General features: G+C 72.9%; 13 protein-coding genes and 1 tRNA gene. 7 read left to right on the top strand and 7 right to left on the bottom strand.

Annotated elements, in window-relative coordinates; genetic code table 11:
* Complete coding sequence (locus AB0K05_RS11150; protein WP_364228502.1) at positions 1-1,413, top strand: GH1 family beta-glucosidase; 1,413 nt, start codon at positions 1-3, stop codon at positions 1,411-1,413.
* Between the two features lie 63 nt (positions 1,414-1,476).
* Here the strand turns inward: AB0K05_RS11150 and AB0K05_RS11145 are convergent, their stop codons facing one another.
* The 3 genes from AB0K05_RS11145 to AB0K05_RS11135 all read right to left on the bottom strand — a co-directional run bounded on the left by AB0K05_RS11145 (position 1,477) and on the right by AB0K05_RS11135 (position 9,500).
* Positions 1,477-3,957 (bottom strand): PEP/pyruvate-binding domain-containing protein, encoded by a 2,481-nt coding sequence (locus AB0K05_RS11145; RefSeq protein WP_364228500.1) that lies wholly within the window; start codon positions 3,955-3,957, stop codon positions 1,477-1,479.
* A 46-nt stretch (positions 3,958-4,003) separates the two neighbouring features.
* A complete protein-coding gene (locus tag AB0K05_RS11140) occupies positions 4,004-4,732 on the bottom strand; it encodes a helix-turn-helix domain-containing protein (protein ID WP_364228498.1) in 729 nt (242 codons plus the stop codon).
* Positions 4,733-4,817: 85 nt separating this feature from the next.
* Positions 4,818-9,500 carry a tetratricopeptide repeat protein gene (locus AB0K05_RS11135; protein WP_364228496.1) on the bottom strand — a complete coding sequence of 1,561 codons (4,683 nt, stop codon included), beginning with the start codon at positions 9,498-9,500 and terminating at the stop codon, positions 4,818-4,820.
* 108 nt (positions 9,501-9,608) lie between these two features.
* Between AB0K05_RS11135 and AB0K05_RS11130 the strand changes: the two genes are divergently transcribed.
* The 3 genes from AB0K05_RS11130 (at position 9,609) to AB0K05_RS11120 (ending at position 11,320) form a co-directional block, all read left to right on the top strand.
* Positions 9,609-10,157 (top strand): hypothetical protein, encoded by a 549-nt coding sequence (locus AB0K05_RS11130; protein ID WP_148033326.1) that lies wholly within the window; start codon positions 9,609-9,611, stop codon positions 10,155-10,157.
* Between the two features lie 34 nt (positions 10,158-10,191).
* On the top strand, positions 10,192-10,569 hold the full coding sequence (locus AB0K05_RS11125) for a hypothetical protein (protein WP_364228494.1): 378 nt from the start codon (positions 10,192-10,194) through the stop codon (positions 10,567-10,569).
* Between the two features lie 79 nt (positions 10,570-10,648).
* A complete protein-coding gene (locus tag AB0K05_RS11120) occupies positions 10,649-11,320 on the top strand; it encodes a DUF6766 family protein (RefSeq protein ID WP_364228492.1) in 672 nt (223 codons plus the stop codon).
* Here AB0K05_RS11120 and AB0K05_RS11115 read toward each other — a convergent pair.
* Positions 11,254-12,090, bottom strand: a complete 837-nt coding sequence (locus tag AB0K05_RS11115; RefSeq protein ID WP_222709056.1) for a pyridoxal-phosphate dependent enzyme — start codon at positions 12,088-12,090, stop codon at positions 11,254-11,256. The genes AB0K05_RS11120 and AB0K05_RS11115 overlap by 67 nt on opposite strands.
* Before the next feature lie 73 nt (positions 12,091-12,163).
* Between AB0K05_RS11115 and galK the strand changes: the two genes are divergently transcribed.
* Complete coding sequence (gene galK, locus AB0K05_RS11110) at positions 12,164-13,279, top strand: galactokinase (RefSeq protein ID WP_364228489.1); 1,116 nt, start codon at positions 12,164-12,166, stop codon at positions 13,277-13,279.
* A gap of 27 nt (positions 13,280-13,306) precedes the next feature.
* Here the strand turns inward: galK and AB0K05_RS11105 are convergent, their stop codons facing one another.
* Both AB0K05_RS11105 and AB0K05_RS11100 read right to left on the bottom strand, forming a co-directional pair.
* Positions 13,307-14,080: an enoyl-CoA hydratase-related protein gene (locus tag AB0K05_RS11105; RefSeq protein WP_148033330.1), complete on the bottom strand. Its 774-nt coding sequence runs from the start codon at positions 14,078-14,080 to the stop codon at positions 13,307-13,309.
* A 41-nt stretch (positions 14,081-14,121) separates the two neighbouring features.
* On the bottom strand, positions 14,122-15,255 hold the full coding sequence (locus AB0K05_RS11100) for a nitric oxide synthase oxygenase (protein WP_364228487.1): 1,134 nt from the start codon (positions 15,253-15,255) through the stop codon (positions 14,122-14,124).
* Positions 15,256-15,612: 357 nt separating this feature from the next.
* Between AB0K05_RS11100 and AB0K05_RS11095 the strand changes: the two genes are divergently transcribed.
* Positions 15,613-16,494 (top strand): right-handed parallel beta-helix repeat-containing protein, encoded by an 882-nt coding sequence (locus tag AB0K05_RS11095; protein ID WP_364228485.1) that lies wholly within the window; start codon positions 15,613-15,615, stop codon positions 16,492-16,494.
* A 147-nt stretch (positions 16,495-16,641) separates the two neighbouring features.
* Here the strand turns inward: AB0K05_RS11095 and AB0K05_RS11090 are convergent.
* A tRNA-Asn gene (locus AB0K05_RS11090) sits at positions 16,642-16,713 on the bottom strand.
* 126 nt (positions 16,714-16,839) lie between these two features.
* On the opposite strand from AB0K05_RS11090, the gene AB0K05_RS11085 reads away from it, so the two are divergent.
* Positions 16,840-17,154: a YtxH domain-containing protein gene (locus tag AB0K05_RS11085; RefSeq protein ID WP_148033333.1), complete on the top strand. Its 315-nt coding sequence runs from the start codon at positions 16,840-16,842 to the stop codon at positions 17,152-17,154.
* Positions 17,155-17,173 lie beyond the last annotated feature (19 nt).

Genomic DNA, 17,173 nt, shown 5'->3' with positions numbered 1-17,173 from the left:
ATGACAACCTTCCCCGACGACTTCCTGTGGGGCACGGCCACGGCCGCCTACCAGGTCGAGGGCGCCTGGAACGAGGACGGCCGCGGGCCGTCGATCTGGGACACCTTTTCCCATACGCCCGGCCTGGTGACCGGCGGCGACACCGGTGACCTGGCGTGCGACCACTACCACCGGCTGGAGGAGGACCTGGACCTCCTCGCGGCGCTGGGCGTCGGCGCCTACCGCTTCTCCATCTCCTGGCCGCGCGTGCTGCCCGGCGGCGGCGACCGGGTCAACCAGGCCGGGCTGGACTTCTACCGGCGGCTGGTCGACGGACTGCTGACCAGGAACATCGCCCCGGTGGCCACCCTGTACCACTGGGACCTGCCGCAGGAGCTGGAGGACGCGGGCGGCTGGCCGAACCGCGACACCGCGTACCGGTTCGCCGAGTACGCGCGGCAGGCGGGCGAGGCGCTCGGCGACGGCGTGCGCACCTGGATCACGCTCAACGAGCCGTGGTGCTCGGCCTACCTCGGCTACGGCTCCGGCGTGCACGCCCCCGGCCGCACCGATCCGGCCGCGGCGCTGGCCGCCGTGCACCACCTGAACCTGGGCCACGGGCTGGCCGCCCGCGCGCTGCGCGAGGTGGTCGACCCGGCCGCCCAGGTGTCGGTCACGCTCAACCTGCACCACGCGCGCGGCGTCTCCGAGCAGGACGCGGAGGCGGTGCGCCGGGTGGACGCGCTGGCCAACCGGGCCTTCCTCGGCCCGATGCTGGACGGCGCCTACCCGCGCGACCTGATCGACGACACCGCCTCGGTCACCGACTGGTCGTTCGTCAAGGACGGCGACGAGGTGACGGCCGCCGCGCCGATCGAGGTGCTGGGCGTCAACTACTACAACCCGATCCTGGTGCGGCAGTGGGACGGGACCAGTGCCCGCGACACGGCCGACGGGCACGCGGACGGCACGGCTTCACCGTGGATCAACTGCGCGGACGTCGAGTTCGTCCAGCAGCCCGGACCGTACACCGAGATGGGCTGGAACATCGACGAGACCGGCCTGACGGAGCTGCTGCTGCGGCTGCGCCGCGACTACCCGTCGCTGCCCGTCATGATCACCGAGAACGGCGCGGCCTTCCCCGACGAGGTCTCCGCCGACGGCCGCGTGCACGACGACGACCGGATCGACTACCTGCGCCGCCACCTGACGGCGGTGGCCGAGGCGATCGAGGGCGGCGCGGACGTGCGCGGCTACTTCCTGTGGTCGCTGATGGACAACTTCGAGTGGGCCCACGGGTACGCCAAGCGCTTCGGCATCGTCCGCGTGGACCGCGACACCATGGAGCGCACCTGGAAGGACAGCGCCCGCTGGTACCACGACGTGGTGGCGGCCAACGCGCTCCCCGCCGAGGCGGCCTCCCCGGCGTCGTAAGCCTTTCCCGAGAAGGGCATCGGCCGCCGCTTCGCGGGAGCGCTCCCGCGAAGCGGCGGCCCGTCAGGTCAGGACCTCGACGGTGCCGCGCTCGCCGTCCACGCGGACGCGGTCGCCGTCGCGCAGCCGCATCGTGGCGTTGCCCGTGCCCACCACGGCGGGGATGCCCAGCTCCCTGGCCACGATCGAGGCGTGCGACAGCGGCGCCCCCATGTCCGTTACCACCGCCGCCGCCCGCGGGAACAGCGGCGTCCAGCCCACGTTGGTCAGCGTCGTCACCAGGATCTCGCCCGGCCTGAGCCGGTCGCCGTCCTCCGGCCCGCCGATCAGCCGGGCCACGCCCTCGACCACCCCGGGGGCGCCGGGGAAGCCGGTGACCGTGTCCTGGGGCGGGACGCCGCCGCGCGCGTCGAACAGGTCGGCGCGCCGGTCGGGGTCGGCTGCCCAGCCCACCGGGTCGAACGGGCCGACGATCAGCGCCGGGTAGGCGGGCAGCGCGGCGTAGCGCTCGTAGGTGGCGCGCCGCACGGGCACCTCGGCCAGCGGGCCGGTGTCGCCGCGCAGCACCGCGGCGATCTCCTCCCGGTCCAGGAAGAACAGCTCGTCGCCGTGCCCGGTCAGCTCCCCGGCGCGCAGCACGTACGCGCGCACCACCCAGAACGCGCGGACGACCTCCGAGCGGGCGGTCTCCCGGTCGCGCACCACCGCGTTCCAGCGCCGCACCTTCTCCCGCATCCCGGCGACCTTGCGCGGGTGACTCCGGGCGAACCTGGCCCACGCAGCGCCGGCCGCCTCGCGCTGGCGCTCCAGCAGCGTCCCGGTGTCCTCGGGCAGGTCGCGCAGCCCGGCGAGCTGGGCGTCGAGCCAGGCCGGGTCCTCGCCCGGCCGCGGCATCGAGATCTCGAACTCGTGCGGGCCCCGATGCCCGTGGCGGCGGGCGAACTCCTCGCGGGTGATCTCGCCTCTGGCGACCTTGCCGAGCCCGGTGAGCAGGCCGAGGCTGGCCAGCTCGCCGTCGGCGTTCACGCCGGTGAGCATGGCCTCGGCGTCCACCTCGCCCGCCAGCTTGCGCAGCCGCACGCGGGTGAGCACCAGCGCCGCGCCGCCCTGCCGCCCGGCGGCCTCCAGCATCCGGCAGGCGGTGACGAGGTACGGCAGGATCTCGCGCTCCCCCAGCTCCGCCAGCTCGGGCCCGGAATCGACGGCGGCGATCCGGGCGCGCAGCTCGCCGGCGCGCTCCGGCGCCTCGGCCAGGAACGCCCGCATGCCCTTGAGGTTGCGGCGCACCCGCCTGCGCACCTCGACGGCCACCGGCAGGACCCGCCTGAACAGCTCCCAGCGGGACACGTCGAGCAACGGCACGTCCAGCCCGGCCGGGACCTTGCCGAACACCTCCTCCAGCGCGCTGAGCCGGGACTGGAGCCCGAAGGCGTGGGCCACGGAGTAGGCGATGCTCAGGTTCATGTAGAACCGGCCGCCGATGTTGCCCACCAGGCGGAACCCGGGCAGCGTGGACGCGTACATGGCCTCGCGGATGAAGAGCCGCACGAACGACCAGGTGGCGGGCGTCATCACGTCGGGGATGGCCTCCCCCAGGTTGCCCCCGCTCCATAAGTGGCCGCCCTCGGCCGCGTCGTTCCACTCCTCGTAGCGCTGCCCGAGCGCGGTGATCGGGCGCGCCTGGAGGATGGCGAACGCGCCGTCGCGCCTGGCCCACTCCACGTCCATCGGCGTCCCGTACAACTCCTCGACGCGCGCGCCGAGCGCGGCGAGCTCGACCGCCTGCCGCTCGTCCAGCACGGGCGCGCGGCGCAGCTCCGCGGGGACGGGCCGCTCGCGGGTGCCGTCCTCGGTGCGCACGGTCATGACAGCCTTGTCACCGGTACGGGAGCGCGTGACCCGCCCCTGCGAGACCACCACCGTGTCGGGGGTGACCTGGCCGCCGACGACCGCCTCGCCGAGACCCCAGGCGGCGTCGATCACGGTCTCGTCCCGGGCCCCGGTGACGGGGTCGGCGGTGAACATCACGCCGGCCGCGTCGGCGTCCACCAGCTCCTGCACCACCACGGCGAGCGCCACCTCGGCGTGCGGGACCCGGTTGTGGTCGCGGTAGGCGATGGCGCGGGCGTTCCAGAGCGAGGCCCAGCAGCGCCTGACCGCGTCGAGGAGCGTGTCGGCCCGGACGTTCAGGTACGTGTCCTGCTGGCCGGCGAACGACATGTCCGGCAGGTCCTCGGCGGTGGCCGACGAGCGCACCGCCACCGGGGCCCCGACCGCCTCGTAGGCGGCCAGGATCTCGGCGGCCAGGTCGCCCGGCACGTCCCGGGCGGCGAACAGTCCGGCGATGCGCTCGGCGTCGCCGGCCTCGGCCGCTTCGAGGATCTCGTCCCGGAAGCCGGCGGTGAACGCGCGGTAGGCCTCGGTGGTGACGACGAACCCGCCGGGCACCGGCAGCCCCGCCCCGGCCAGCCGCGCCAGCGAGGCGCCCTTGCCCCCGGCCGTGGCGAGATCACCCGCGGCGTCGAGCGGGATAACAGCCTTCATCACGCCTCCTTGGGTTCAGGAAGCCCGCGCCGGGCGGTCTTCTTCATCACGTCTCCTTCGGGTCGGGGAGGGCCGCGACGCCGAGGGAGCCGGCGAGCTTGCGGCAGGCGATCTCCTCGATGGCGTCGAGGCAGGCGCGGGTGGCGCGGGCGACGCCCGGATCCGGAGGCGCGCCGGTGCCGAGCGTCCGGCCGACGGCGTCGGCGACCAGCTCGGCGACGCGCTCGTCCGGCAGCCGCCACTCCTCCGGCCGCATCCCCTGCGGGACCAGGAACCCGTACAGCAGCGCCGTGACCAGGGCGAGCCCTTCGTCGGCGCCGAGGTCGGAGCGGACGGCGCCGAGCGCGGCCAGCTCGTCCAGGTAACGGTCGAAGGCGGCGGCGCCCTCGGTGGCGCCGCCGCTCTCCAGCTTCTGCCGGGTCAGCTTGCCGAGCATCTGGGAATCGCCGACCACGGCCGCCCGCGTCAACGGCCTGCGCAGCAGCGCCGTGGTCAGCGCGCCGATCAGCTCGGGCAGGGTCCCGGGCGCCGCCGCGCGCACCTGCCGCACCATGAGCACCCGGTCACGGCGGAGCAGCGCGACGAAGAGCGCGTCGCGGGTCTTCCAGTGCAGGTAGATCGTGCCCTTGGCGACGCCTGCCGCGCGGGCCACGTCCTCGATGGTCGTCTTGTCGTACCCCCAGCGCAGGATCAGCTCGGCGGCGGCGTCGAGGATCAGGTGCGCCCGCTCCAGCTGGCGGGCCGGGTCCTGCGGCGGCCGTCCTGGTCTGGCCATCCGTTCCCCCAAATGTTTGACCAGATAAGCTTATCCGGTCATTTTATTCACCACAAGCTTCCTCCCGTACGGCGAATGTCGGTTTTTAGGGGAGTTTGGCGAGCAAGGTCTTGGCCTCCAGCGTGAACGTCTCGTCGCCGCTCGCCACGGCCCGCTCCAGCAGGCGGCGGGCGGCGTCCGGGTCGCCGTTGGCCATGCGGACCTCGCCGAGCCGGCAGGCGGCCTCGGCCACCAGCTCCGGCCGGTCCGTCAGCGTCAGGGTCAGCTCGTAGTACCGCACGGTCCCGTCGCGGTCGCCCAGCCAGTACGCCAGCTCACCCAGGTGCGCCGCGGCCATCCCCGCCTCGGGGTCGCCGGCGTCGATGACCCGCTGGTACCAGCCGAGCGCCTCGGGGAAGTCGCGCCGCCGCTTGGCCAGCGCGCGCAGCATCAGCACCGCGCCCGCCAGGTCGCCGCCGCTCCGGCAGGCCTCGCCCCACGCCCAGTAGCCCATCGTGACGGTCTCCTGGTCGCCGGTGCCGGCCGCGCGCTCCGCCTGCTCCTTGACTTCCTCGTACGCCTGCTGCTCCAGCAGCACCACGAGCAGGTGGCGCAGGCTCTCCAGGTCACCGGCCGCGACCCCGGCGGCGAGCGCCGCACGCGCCCCCTCCCCGTCGCCGCGTTCCCGCCGCAGCTCGGCGAGCTGTACGGCGGAGCCCGGCATGGCGGCGTGCAGCGCCTCGGCGGCGCCGTCCAGGTCACCTCTGGCGCGCCTGGCCCGGCCGATGCCCTCCCAGGCGTGGGCGGCGGCGTCCTCGTCCCCGGTGGCGGGCAGCAGGCACAGCTCGGCGCGACTGTGCTCGCCCCGCCCGGCCAGCACCCCGCCCAGCCCCAGCCTCGCCTGCGCGGACACCCTCGGCTCGCCGAGCTCCACCAGCATCCGGTACAGCTCCTCCGCGGGCTCCTCACCGTCCAGCCCCCGCGCCGCCGCCAGCACCTCGTCGTACGACTCCGCGGCCGGCCGCTCCACCAGCAGGTGCCGCACCTCGCCGACGTCGTCCTCATGCAGCGCCAGCAGCAGCTCCGCCATCTCCGCCGACCCGGCGACCCCGGCCAGCGCCGTCAACGCCGCCTCCCGCTCCCCCAGCGCGGCCAGCGCCCACGGCAACTCCTCCGCACTCGCCCTCCCCAGCCGAGCCCTGGCCACCGCCGCCGCCCTCTCGTCCGCACCCCCGGCAGCCCGCTCGAACGCCTCCCACGCCCCCCGAGAGTCCCCACCCTGAGCCAGCAACTCCCCCAGCAACAACTCCCCCTCACCCCCGAGCACCCCAACGACAGCGGCGCGCTCACCGAAGGCGTGGTCACCCCCAAGACCGGTGCGCCCCTCACCGACGATGGCGGCGCGCTCGCCGGGGGTGAGATTCTCACCCCCGAGAGCAGTGCTCACCTCCCGGGACGCTGCATCCGCCGCACCTAGAGATGAGCCCGCCTTCCGCTCGCCGGGGGTGGGGTACTCACCGCCGAGAACAGTGCGCCCCTCACCGGACGCTGCATCCACCCCACCCTGAGGCGAACCCACCTCCCCAGCGGCGGCGTGCTCGCCAGGGGTGGGATTCTCACCGCCGACAGCAGTGCGCACCTCCAGGGCCGGTGCGTCCAGGGGCGAACCCATCTCCCCGGACGCTGCACCCAGTGGGGTGTCCGGCTGGGCGCCTCGGGCACGGGCGGCCTGGAGGGTGGTGATGGCTTCGGTGAGGTGGCCGTGGGTGCGGAGGGAGCGCGCGAGGTGGAGGGCGGCGTCGTGCGGGGAGTGCGCCGACAGGAGGGCGCGGGCCTCGGGCAGGCGGCCCGCGGCTACCAGGGCGTCCGCGAGGCGGGTGGCCGCACGGAGGTCGGCGGGGTCGAGGTCGAGCGCGCGCCGGTACGCCGAGGCCGCGTCGTCGTGGCGGCCGGCGGACTGCCGCACGGCGCCCAGGTGGCGCAGCGCCATCGCGGCCAGCCTGTCGTCGTCACCTTCGGCGGCAAGTTCCCATGCCGAGGCGGCCCCCGCCAGGTCGCCGGACTCCTGGCGGAGCGCCCCCAGATAGCAGGCCGCCTCCTGGACGACCCCGGCGTGCCCGGAGTCCAGCGCCAGCGTCAGCGCACTGTCGGCCGCCTCCCGGTCACCACGCCGCTGCCACGCGTGCGCGCTCTGCATCGCCAGCATCGCCGCGAGCCCCCGCAACTCCCCGCCGATCCCGCCAAGCGCCCTCCCCGCCGCCGAGAACTCCCGATCGAGCAGCGCCCTCCCGTACCGCCCGAACTCCCCGTACGAGTCCCGCCCGTCCAAAACCACCCCAGACGCAGCAGCCCCCTCGAACCCGACGGCCCGATCTCCAGCCGCGTCCGACCCCAGTTCCCCGTACGAGTCCCGCCCCTCATAAACCATCCCGGACGCGACCCGACTCTCGGACACGGACGGAACGTCGGACACGGACCGACTGTCGGACGCGGACCGACTGTCGGACGCGGACCGACTGTCGGACGCGGACCGATTGTCGGACGCGGACCGACTGTCGGACGCGGCATGAACCCTCGGCGCGGACCGAACCCCGGACGGGGACCGACTCTCGGACGCGGACCGACTCTCGGACGCCGCCTGAATCCCGGACGCGGAGCGACTCTCAGACGGAATCTGAATCTCGGACGCAGTCTGAGCCTCGGACGCAGTCTGGCCCTCGGACGCGACCCGACCCCCGGACGCGCGATCACCCGCCCCGTCCGGCACCAGTTCGAAGGCGGCCCGTGCCCCCTCCAGGTCGTCCAGCCGCACCCGGGTGAGGCCCAGGAGCCAGGCGGCGCGGACGGCGTCCCGGCCGCCGTGCGCGATGACCCGCTCGTGCAGGCGGCAGGCCGCGAGCAGGTCGCCCTGCTCCTCGTACACCCGCGCCAGCCCCGCCGCCGCCTCCCGCCGCAGCCCTTCGTGCGTGGACGACAGGGCCTCGGTGTACGCCTCACGGGCCAGGGCCAGCTCGTCGGTCATGCCCGCGAGCGCGTGCGCGACCCACGGCGCCAGCGCGGGATGCCCGCCGAGCCGGGCGCGGCGCAGCAGGTCAGCGGCCTCGTCCCGCTCCCGCAGCACGTCCCTGCCGATCACCGCCGCGTACGACAGCGCCAGCGGGTCGCCGGAGCCGGCGGCCCGCCGCAGCAGCCCGGCCGCCTCCGACAGGTCGAGCCCGAGCGAGCCCGCCACCTGCGCGAACACGGCGGTCCCGACGGCCGCCACGCCAGGGTCGGCGGCGTCCATGGCCTCCCGGTAGCGGGCCAGCCCTTCCTCCCGCCCCAGCCGCTGATGGTCCACGACCGCCCGCAACACCGGGTGCGGCTCGTCGCCGGAGCGCTCCAGCAGGCACAGGAGGAACGCCGCGGTGAAGCCCTGCGGCACGTCCTCACCTTCGGCGACGTAGGTGAGCAGCTCGTCCGCCTGCTCCCGGTCGCCCTCGCCCAGCTCCAGCTCGGCGAGCGCCATCATGGCCCGCACCGCCTGGGCGCCCGCGCCGGAGTCGGCGGCCCGCCGCAGCAGCCGCCTGGCCTCAGCCAGGTCTCCGGCGCGCAGCTGGGCCAGCCCTTCGTCGGCGTCCTGCAGCGCCTGCTCCTCGACGGGGTCCGACAGCGGCTCGCGCCGCGCGTCGTGGTCGAGCAGCAGCGCCGCCTTGAAGGCGGCGTCGGGGTCGGGGTGGCGGGAGGCCGCGCACACCAGCTCCATGATCTCCTCGTACGCCTCCGCGTGCCGTTCGAGCAGCATGGCCAGGAGCGTCACCGACACCGAGGCCCACTCGCTCTCCCCCGCCGTGAGCACGACCCGCAGAGCGTCCAGTGCCTCGGCCACCTCGCCGGCCTCGGTGTGCAGCTGGGCCAGGCAGGCCTGCGCCTCCAGCGCGTACTCGCGCTGCCCGCTGGCGATCACCCGGCGGAAGATCGCCTTGGTCCGGTCCTCGTCGCCGAGATGGCCGATGACCTTGGCCTGCTCCAGCAGCGCGGGCAGCCGCATCTCCGGGCGCGGGTCCTCGGCGGCGCGGGCGTAGGCGGCCACCGACTCGGCGTACTCGCCCAGGTCCACCAGGACGGCGCCGAGCAGCTTGTACGCCATGGACAGGTGGTCGGGGTGACCGGCGGCGACGGCGTGCTCGCAGACGGCCCTGGCCTCCTCGAACCGCCCCTCGTCCGCGTACTGCCGGTAGAGCCGGAACGCCGACAGCGACACCACCTCGGGGTCGCCGCCGGTGAGCAGCTCCCGGTAGTCGTCCTCGTCCCGCGCCTGCTCGTACAGCTCCCTGGCGGAGCCCGCCGGCGGGAAGTCCGGCAGCCGCAGCCGGGCCGCGAGCTCGGCCACCGCGGGGCTGCCGGAGCGGCGCGCCCGGTCCAGCGCCTGGCCGGCGCCCGCCTCGTCGCCCAGCTCGGTGCAGACCAGCACCATCGCCGTCTCGGCGAGCGCGGCCACCTCGAAGTCGGCCCCGTCGGCCGCGATCGACAGCACCCGGTGCGCCGCGGGCCACTCCCTGGCGTTGATCAGCATCATGCCCATGGCCATCGCCGAGCGCTGCCCGTACACCGGGTCGCCCGACTGGATCACCGCGCGGTGCGCGGCCTCGGCGCCGTCCAGGTCGCCCTGCTCCTCCAGCAGGCACGCCAGCAGGTGCGACGCCTGGGCGTCCCCGGTCGCGGCCACCTCCCTGAACAGCGCGGCGGCCCCTTCGAGATCTCCCGCTTCCCAGCGGTCCATGGCCGGCCCGAGCTGTTCTGACGTCATTTACGCTCCCTGTTTAACCACTGAAGTGAAAAAACTACACATCTGTCACCTGCGTCACAGGCCATTCGGTGATACTCGGCGCCCGGCCCGCGCCGTACGGTAGAGCTCATGGGCAAGGCGTTCTGGATCGACCAGGAGTTCGACAGGGACCGTGACGGGCGCTACGCCGTGCACGTGCGCAAGAACCTCGACGCGTTCGAGTGGGGCGACATCGCGCCGGTGCGCTTCGCGTGCGCGGCCTGGGAGCTGGCCACGCCGCCGTCGCTGTCGCCCGGCTACGTGCGCTGGGACCGGCGGGTGCTGGAGGCGGCCTGCGTCCGCAACACCTGGGACGGCACGCTCAACGCGCGCATCAGGCTCGTCTCGCCGCCGCCCGCGGAGCTGACCCGCTCGCGCGCCTGGTGGCGCGACCGCGGCTGGCTCGGCTGGCAGGAGACGTTCGGCCAGTACGTCGAGCCCTCGCAGTCCGACCTGGCCCGCCACCCGTTCCTGCGGGCGAGCCTGCTCGTCGAGGCGCCGGTGCCGCTCGACGACCTGCCGCCGGAGCCCGAGGGCCCGCACGACGAGGTGGAGCAGAGCGCCCGGCGGGCCGTGACGGTGCTCGCCCGCGAGCTGAACGCGCTGGTCGCGCCGATCCTGGAGCAGCTCGGCCCCTGAGCATGCCGGATGGTCTTCCGGGTAGCCCACGGTCATGAGACTCGTCGTGGGTGTGATGCTCGCGGTGCTCGCCACCGGCTGTGTCGCCGACACCGCCGGGCCCTCCAGGGCCGCGGAGCGCTTCCACGCCGCACTCGCCGACCGCCAGTTGGAGGCGGCCTGCGGCATGCTCGCCCCCAAGACGGCCGACAAGCTGCCCGATTCTGGTCAGACGTGCGCCGACGCGCTGCGCGAGCTGGCGCTCGGGCCGGGCGGCGGCGTCACCGAGGTGAGCGTCTGGGGTGACGAGGCGCAGGTGCGCCTGGAGGGCGACACTCTCTTCCTGCACCACTTCGCCGACGGCTGGCGGGTCGTCGCCGCGGGCTGCGCGCCGGTCCGCGACCTCCCGTACGAGTGCGAGGTGGAGAACTGATGAAGGTGATGTTCACGCTCACCCTGCTCGTCATCGTGTCCGGGCTGGCCTTCTTCTACGCGATCGGATGGTCCCACCTTTGAGGCGGTTCAAGGACAACGCGCTGTCCGCGGCCTTCCTCGTCCTGTTCCTCGTCTGCCTGGCAGGGCAGGCCCTGGCCGGGATGCTGGACTACAACGAGCGGCAGCTCGTCGACGGCGGCGAGCCGGTCTCCTTCCTGCGGTACGTGTTCTCCTCCGACTACGCGGTGGACGTGGCGGAGAACTGGCAGTCGGAGTACCTGCAGTTCTTCCTGTTCATCATGCTCACCGTCTGGCTGGTCCAGCGGGGCTCGCCGGAGTCGAAGGAGCCGGGCCAGGCGGGCGCCGAGTCCGACGAGCAGCAGCTGATCGGCCGTCACGCCGGTCCCGGCTCGCCCGCGTGGGCCAGGGCGAAGGGGGCGCGACTGTGGCTCTACAGCAACTCGCTGGGCCTGGTGATGGGCTCGATCTTCCTGCTGTCGTGGGGGGCGCAGTCGGTGGCGGGGCTGGCGTCGTACAACGCCGAGCGGCTGACCGACCTGCGCGACCCGGTCGGCTGGGGCTCGTACGTGACCTCGCCCGACTTCTGGAACCGCAGCCTGCAGAACTGGCAGTCGGAGCTGCTCGCCGTGCTGTCGATGGTGGTGCTCTCGATCTACTTGCGTCAGCGGGGCTCGCCCGAGTCGAAGCCGGTCGGCGCGCCCCACGCGGCCACCGGGGTCGAGGGCTGACCGGTGACCACGGCGACGACGCGGGCGCCGGCGGGGAAGACGCCGCGGCGGGCCAGGCCGACGATGCCGAGCAGCATCTTGGCGACGTAGACCCGCTCCACCCGGTGCTCGGCGGCGAACGCGGTGAGCTCGGGCGTGGTGCGGGCGTAGCCGCCGAAGTGGTGGCCGAGGTCGATCGCCCAGTTGTCCCATACTCGCCCGTACGCCTCGCGCTGCAGCCTCGCCACCTCGCCGGCGAGGAACGCGGCCCCCTTGAGCACGGCGAACCCGAGGGCCCGCTTGCCCTCGGGCAGCCCGGCCGCGATGCCGGCGAGCGTGCCCCCGGTTCCGACCGGGCAGCAGACCACGTCGTACGGGACCGGGATGTCGGCGGGCAGCTCGGCGCAGCCGCGGACGGCGGCGGCGTTGCTGCCGCCCTCGGGCAGGATCGCCACGTCGCCCCAGCGCTCGCGCAGCCGCGCCACCACCTCGGGGGTGTCCTTGCGCCGGTACGAGTCGCGGTCGAGGTAGTCGAGCCGCATCCCGCAGGCGACGGCGTAGGCCAGTGACGGGTTCAGCGGGAGGCGCTCCTCGCCGCGGATCACGCCCACGGTCTCGAACCCGTGGCGGCGCCCGGCGGCAGCCACCGCCCTGATGTGGTTGGAGTAGGCGCCGCCGAAGGTGAGCACGCGCGGATGGCCCAGGTTGTGGCGGAGCTTGCGCGCCTTGTTGTCGTCGTGCATGAGAAAGACCCGCACCGAACCGAGCGCGGGATCCAGCAGCTCCTCCACGCTCCTCCTGGTGCCACTCGTACCGCTCGTGCCGCTAGTCTACGGTCGGGTCCTTGTTGAAGGGTGTTGGAATATGCGGGTTGTTGAAGCTTTCCGTGCCGCTTTCGGCGCCGAGCCGGCGACCGTCTGGCGCGCGCCCGGCCGGGTCAACCTGATCGGCGAGCACACCGACTACAACGACGGCTTCGTGCTGCCGTTCGCGGTCCCGTGGGGCGTCACCGCGGCGGTCAGCCCGCGCGACGACCAGACGATCCGCCTGCTGTCGCTGCAGGCGTCCTCGCCCGAGCCCGTGGTCCTCGCGGCCCGCGACGACGCCCGCGGCTGGACCCGCTACGTGGTCGGCGTCCTCGCCATGCTGGGCGACCGGGTGCGCGGCGCCGACATCGCCGTCGACGGGGACGTCCCCCAGGGCGCCGGGCTCAGCTCCAGCGCCGCGCTGGAGGTGTCGGTGGCCTCCGCGCTCAACGAGCTGCACGGCCTCGGCATGACTCCGATGGAGGTGGCGCTGCTCGGCCAGCGGGCCGAGAACGACTTCGTCGGCATGCCGTGCGGCATCATGGACCAGGCCGCCTCGGCGCTGTGCCGGGAGGGCCACGCGCTGTTCCTCGACTGCCGCACCCTCGGCTCCCGCAACGTCCCGCTCGACCTGGCCGCCCACGGGCTGCGCATCCTGATCATCGACACCCGGGTGCACCACGAGCACGCGGGTGGGGAGTACGCTAAGCGGCGGGCCGAGTGCGAGTCCGCCGCCCGCACGCTCGGCGTCGACGCGCTGCGGGACGTGACCGACCTGGGCGCGGCGCTGGCCCGGCTGCGGGGCGAGGAGCGCAAGCGGGTCGAGCACGTGGTGACCGAGAGCCACCGGGTGGAGGCGGTCGTGGGCCTGCTGCGCGCCGGCCGGCCCGCGGAGATCGGCGCCCTGCTCAACGCCTCCCACCTGTCGCTGCGCGACAAGTACGAGGTGTCGTCGCCCGAGCTGGACGTCGCGGTGGAGGCGGCCGTGCGCGGCGGGGCGCGGGGCGCCCGCATGACGGGCGGCGGCTTCGGCGGCTCGGCCATCGCCCTGGTGGCCGAGGACCGGCTGGACACGGTCCGGCAGGCGGTGTCCTCGGCCTACGAGGAGCGTTCCTGGCAGCCGCCCCGCTTCCTGCCCGCCACCCCGGCCCCCGGCGCCCACCCCCTCACCTGACGCCGCGGGCCCCCGGGGTGCGCCGGCTCAGAGGGAGGGGAAGTCGGGGTCGCGGCGCTCCACGAAGCTGGCGACGCCCTCGGCGAAGTCCGGACGGCCGAACGACGCCAGCATCTCCTCCGTCGCCCGCTGGTACGACTCGTCCAGCGTCGTCACCCAGTCGCCCCACACCTGCCGTTTGATCACCGCCATCGAGGCCGGGGAGCTGAGGGCGGCCAGCTCCCCCGCGTACGCCCGCGCCTCCTCCAGCAGCCGGTCCCCGGGCACCGCCCGCAGGGCCAGGCCCATCTCGCACGCCTCGCGCCCGGTGAACGTCCGGCCCGACAGCAGCACGTCCATGGCCCGCTGCTGCCCCATGATGCGCGGCAGCACCCATCCCAGCCCGTACTCGGCCACCAGGCCGCGGCGCGCGAAGGCGGTGGTCCACTTGGCGTCCTCGGCGGTGAACACCAGGTCGCACATGAGCGCGTGGACCAGCCCGAGCCCGGCGCAGGCGCCGTTGACCGCCGCGATCACCGGCTTGGCGATCGTGACCGGGAAGGTGTTGGGCCGCGGGTCCGGCTCCCCTTCGTAGGTGCCCTGCTGGATCGACGCCAGCGCCTCGAAGTCGGCCCCCGCGCAGAAGCCCCGGCCGGCTCCCGTGACGACGACGGCGCGCACCCGCGGATCCTTCTCCGCCTCCGCCAGCAGGTCGAAGTAGCGGCGGCCGAGGGCGTCGGTCCAGGCGTTGAGCCGGTCCGGGCGGTTGAAGGTGAGCGTGAGCACGCCTCGGTCGAGCGAGGAGAGTACGAGTTCTGCCATGGGCCAACAGAAACATGTTCTAGAGCGGGGTGCAACGCCCATCAGTGACGAGCCACGAAGTTCGGCGTGAGCAGGGGGTTGTCGTAGTAGCGGTGGAAGACGGGGGTGACGCCGCCCGAGATGGGCGGCACGATCCAGGACCAGTCGGCCGGGCAGACCCGCCCCGCCTTCTCCTCCCTGGCCAGATGGGTGAGGAACCGGCGGGACTCGGTGTGGTGGTCGGTCATCGTCACCCCGGCCTTCTCGAACGAGTGCAGCACCGCCACGTTCAGCTCCACCAGCGCGTGGTCGCGCCAGAGCGACCGCTCGGACGAGACGTCCAGCCCGAGCCGCGCGGCCACCACGGGCAGCTGGTCGTAGCGGTCGGCGTCGGCCAGGTTGCGGGCGCCGATCTCCGCCCCCATGTACCAGCCGTTGAACGGCGCGCACGGGTAACACACGCCGCCGATCTCCAGGCACATGCCGGAGATCGCGGGCACGGCGTGCCAGCGCAGCCCCAGCTCGGCGAACCAGGGGAACTCCGGATGCTCGATCGGCACCTCCAGCACCACGTCGCCCGGCACGTTGCACAGCAGGGGCTCGCCCATCCCCGGCTGGATCACCAGCGGCAGCACGTCGAACCGGCCTCCCCCGCCCCGCCAGCCCAGCGAGGTCGCCAGCTCGGTGAGGCCGACGTGGCGGGGATCGCCGACGACGGACCCGCCGGGTTCGCGGTATCCGGCGTAGCGGATCAGCTGGTCGTTCAGCACCCGGGGCGCCCGGCGGGCGGGCAGGTCGGGCGGGAACACGGTGATGACCGGCCTGATCTTGCCGCCGTTGGTGGCCTCCCGCAGGTGCTCCACGCACTCCAGGGCCACCCCTTCGGCGCTGGTGGTCCGGCGGCGGTCACGCACCTTCAGCGACTTCCAGTACAGCCGGCCGATGCAGCGGTTGCTGTTGCGCCAGGCCACCCGGGCGCCGAACTCCAGCTCCTCGGAGGTGTGCGTGTACGAGCCGCGCCGGGCGATCTCCCTGGCCACGTCCCGCAGTCGCGCGGCCGGGTCGCCGGCTTCCGGGTGCTCCTCGTGGAAGAGCCTGACGAAGCGCTCGGCCTCGCGATGGTCGGTGGTGCGCTCGATGAGGGTCGGTACGGGCAGGGCGTCGAAGGGTCGCAGCGTTCTGATCCAGGTAGGCAACGCAGTAACCAGCACTTTTCCGGTCACGGATCGCCCCGCCGGTTCCGGGCCGGCAGTACGTCCTGGTGGCGGCGCCCTCTCCGCACCGCCGTGACGGCTTGTCCGCGGCAGCTTTCATCCTGACCCGTCGGTACCGGTTCTGTCCGGCAAAACAGGAAAGTGGGCGGCGTGAGGCACATATGCCCTATTTGTTCTGCCAGAAGCGATATAGCGTACATTATCTCTATTGTAATAATTAAAGCCGTTACGTTCCTCTGGCTTGGAATTCTGTGCAATTCACCCAGAGTTTGAGCCCTTCGCCCCAGTGGGAGGATATTTGTGCCACAGAACTAATCTGTGTCCTTATGGGGGAATCTCATGTATGCAAAAACTCTGCTCGTCGGCGGCCTGGGGGGCATTCTGCTCGCCTGCGCCCTGCCGATGGCCGCTTGGGCGGCGCAGGACGGCCACCACAGAGGCGAGACCACCGTCACCTGCGGACAGGTCATCACCAGATCCATCAAGCTCGCCAACGACCTGCACAACTGCCGCGGCAACGGGCTCGAGGTCGGCGCGTCCAGGATCACCATCGACCTCAACGGCCACACCATCGACGGCAGCGGGGGCGCCCTGCCCTTCAGCGGGATCGACAATTCCCCGGAGGGGTTGTCCCGCACCGGTCACTTCGGGGTGACGATCAAGAATGGCACCGTCACCGACTTCGGGGGTGGAATCACTCTCGGGAATGGGGCCGACCGCAACCGCGTCCAGCGCATCCTCGCCACCGAGAACGGAGGCGCCGGGATCTCCGCCAGGGACGTGGACCGCCCGCACATCAGCGAAAGCGCCGCCACCGAGAACTTCCGCTTTGGGATTTTCCTCGAGCTCGTCACCAACGCGCGCGTCGAGCACAGCGCCGCCCTCAACAACGGCAGCGACGGGATCGCCGTCACAGCAAGCAGACGGACCGTGCTGTACCGCAACAGCGCGGTGAACAACCGGGACGACGGCATCGACGTCGCGGCCAGTGCGACCGCCACGCGCATCGACGACAACGACGCCAACGGCAATGGCCGAAACGGGGAGAACGGCATCAACGTCCGCGCGACCGATGCGGCCACCGTGATCAGGGACAACCGCGCACGCAACAACGACGAGTTCGGCATTCGAGCCGAACGAGGGGTCACCGACGGTGGCGGCAACCGTGCCAGCGGCAACGGCAACCCGGCCCAATGCCTCAACATCAGGTGCAGGCCCTGAGCCGAGGAAAATGACATACCGGCACGGATCCAACACCCGGATCCACCACCGATCTCCTCGGGCCGGTGATCCCTGACCGGCTCCGGGAACGACTCAGGCCCCTCTCCCTTGATCCAGGAGAGGGGCCTGATCTGCGTCTTGGCGAAGCTCCCGCGAGAGGACTCGAACCTCTAACCTGCCGGTTAACAGCCGGCTGCTCTGCCGTTGAGCTACGCGGGATCGATCGGATCCGCGCTGATCGGAGGGCCTGTCGGGCCGCCCGTCGTGCGCAGGAATAGATTAGCGCACTCCTGGAGTGCGTGTCGCATCGTGATCCGGGTAGTGCCGTGAGAGCGGAGGTGCAATATGCGGTATCGAATGCCATTCGTTATGGGACTGGCCGTCGGGTACGTGCTCGGCAGCCGGGCCGGACGTGAACGGTACGAACAGATCAAGAGAACGGCCCAGCGTGTCGCCGACGACCCCCGGGTCCAGGAGGCCGCGGGGGTGATGGGCGCGAAGGCGTCCAAGATAGGCGAGATGGCCCGGTCGAAGATGAGCGGGTCCATGCAGGACAAGATGCCGTTCGGCAAGAAGCACAAGGCCGACCAGGGCACCGGGTGGCCGGACGAGAAGGTCACCGAGCCGGCCACGGCCGACCGGACGGGGATTCCCTACTGACGGGAGCATGGGCGTGTGA

It is taken from the genome of Nonomuraea sp. NPDC049486, from assembly GCF_040676925.1.
GTDB classification, from domain to species: Bacteria; Actinomycetota; Actinomycetes; order Streptosporangiales; family Streptosporangiaceae; genus Nonomuraea; species Nonomuraea ferruginea.
Note: the sequence above shows the minus strand (reverse complement) of the source record. Positions and strands in the feature narration are given on the sequence as shown.

Excerpts from the sequence above, each read along its gene's own strand:
- AB0K05_RS11150 (WP_364228502.1), top strand. The coding sequence starts at position 1 with ATGACAACCTTCCCCGACGACTTCCTGTGGGGCACGGCCACGGCCGCC.
- AB0K05_RS11145 (WP_364228500.1), bottom strand. The coding sequence starts at position 3,957 with ATGAAGGCTGTTATCCCGCTCGACGCCGCGGGTGATCTCGCCACGGCC.
- AB0K05_RS11140 (WP_364228498.1), bottom strand. The coding sequence starts at position 4,732 with ATGGCCAGACCAGGACGGCCGCCGCAGGACCCGGCCCGCCAGCTGGAG.
- AB0K05_RS11135 (WP_364228496.1), bottom strand. The coding sequence starts at position 9,500 with ATGACGTCAGAACAGCTCGGGCCGGCCATGGACCGCTGGGAAGCGGGA.
- AB0K05_RS11130 (WP_148033326.1), top strand. The coding sequence starts at position 9,609 with ATGGGCAAGGCGTTCTGGATCGACCAGGAGTTCGACAGGGACCGTGAC.
- AB0K05_RS11125 (WP_364228494.1), top strand. The coding sequence starts at position 10,192 with ATGAGACTCGTCGTGGGTGTGATGCTCGCGGTGCTCGCCACCGGCTGT.
- galK (WP_364228489.1), top strand. The coding sequence starts at position 12,164 with ATGCGGGTTGTTGAAGCTTTCCGTGCCGCTTTCGGCGCCGAGCCGGCG.
- AB0K05_RS11105 (WP_148033330.1), bottom strand. The coding sequence starts at position 14,080 with ATGGCAGAACTCGTACTCTCCTCGCTCGACCGAGGCGTGCTCACGCTC.
- AB0K05_RS11095 (WP_364228485.1), top strand. The coding sequence starts at position 15,613 with ATGTATGCAAAAACTCTGCTCGTCGGCGGCCTGGGGGGCATTCTGCTC.
- AB0K05_RS11085 (WP_148033333.1), top strand. The coding sequence starts at position 16,840 with ATGCGGTATCGAATGCCATTCGTTATGGGACTGGCCGTCGGGTACGTG.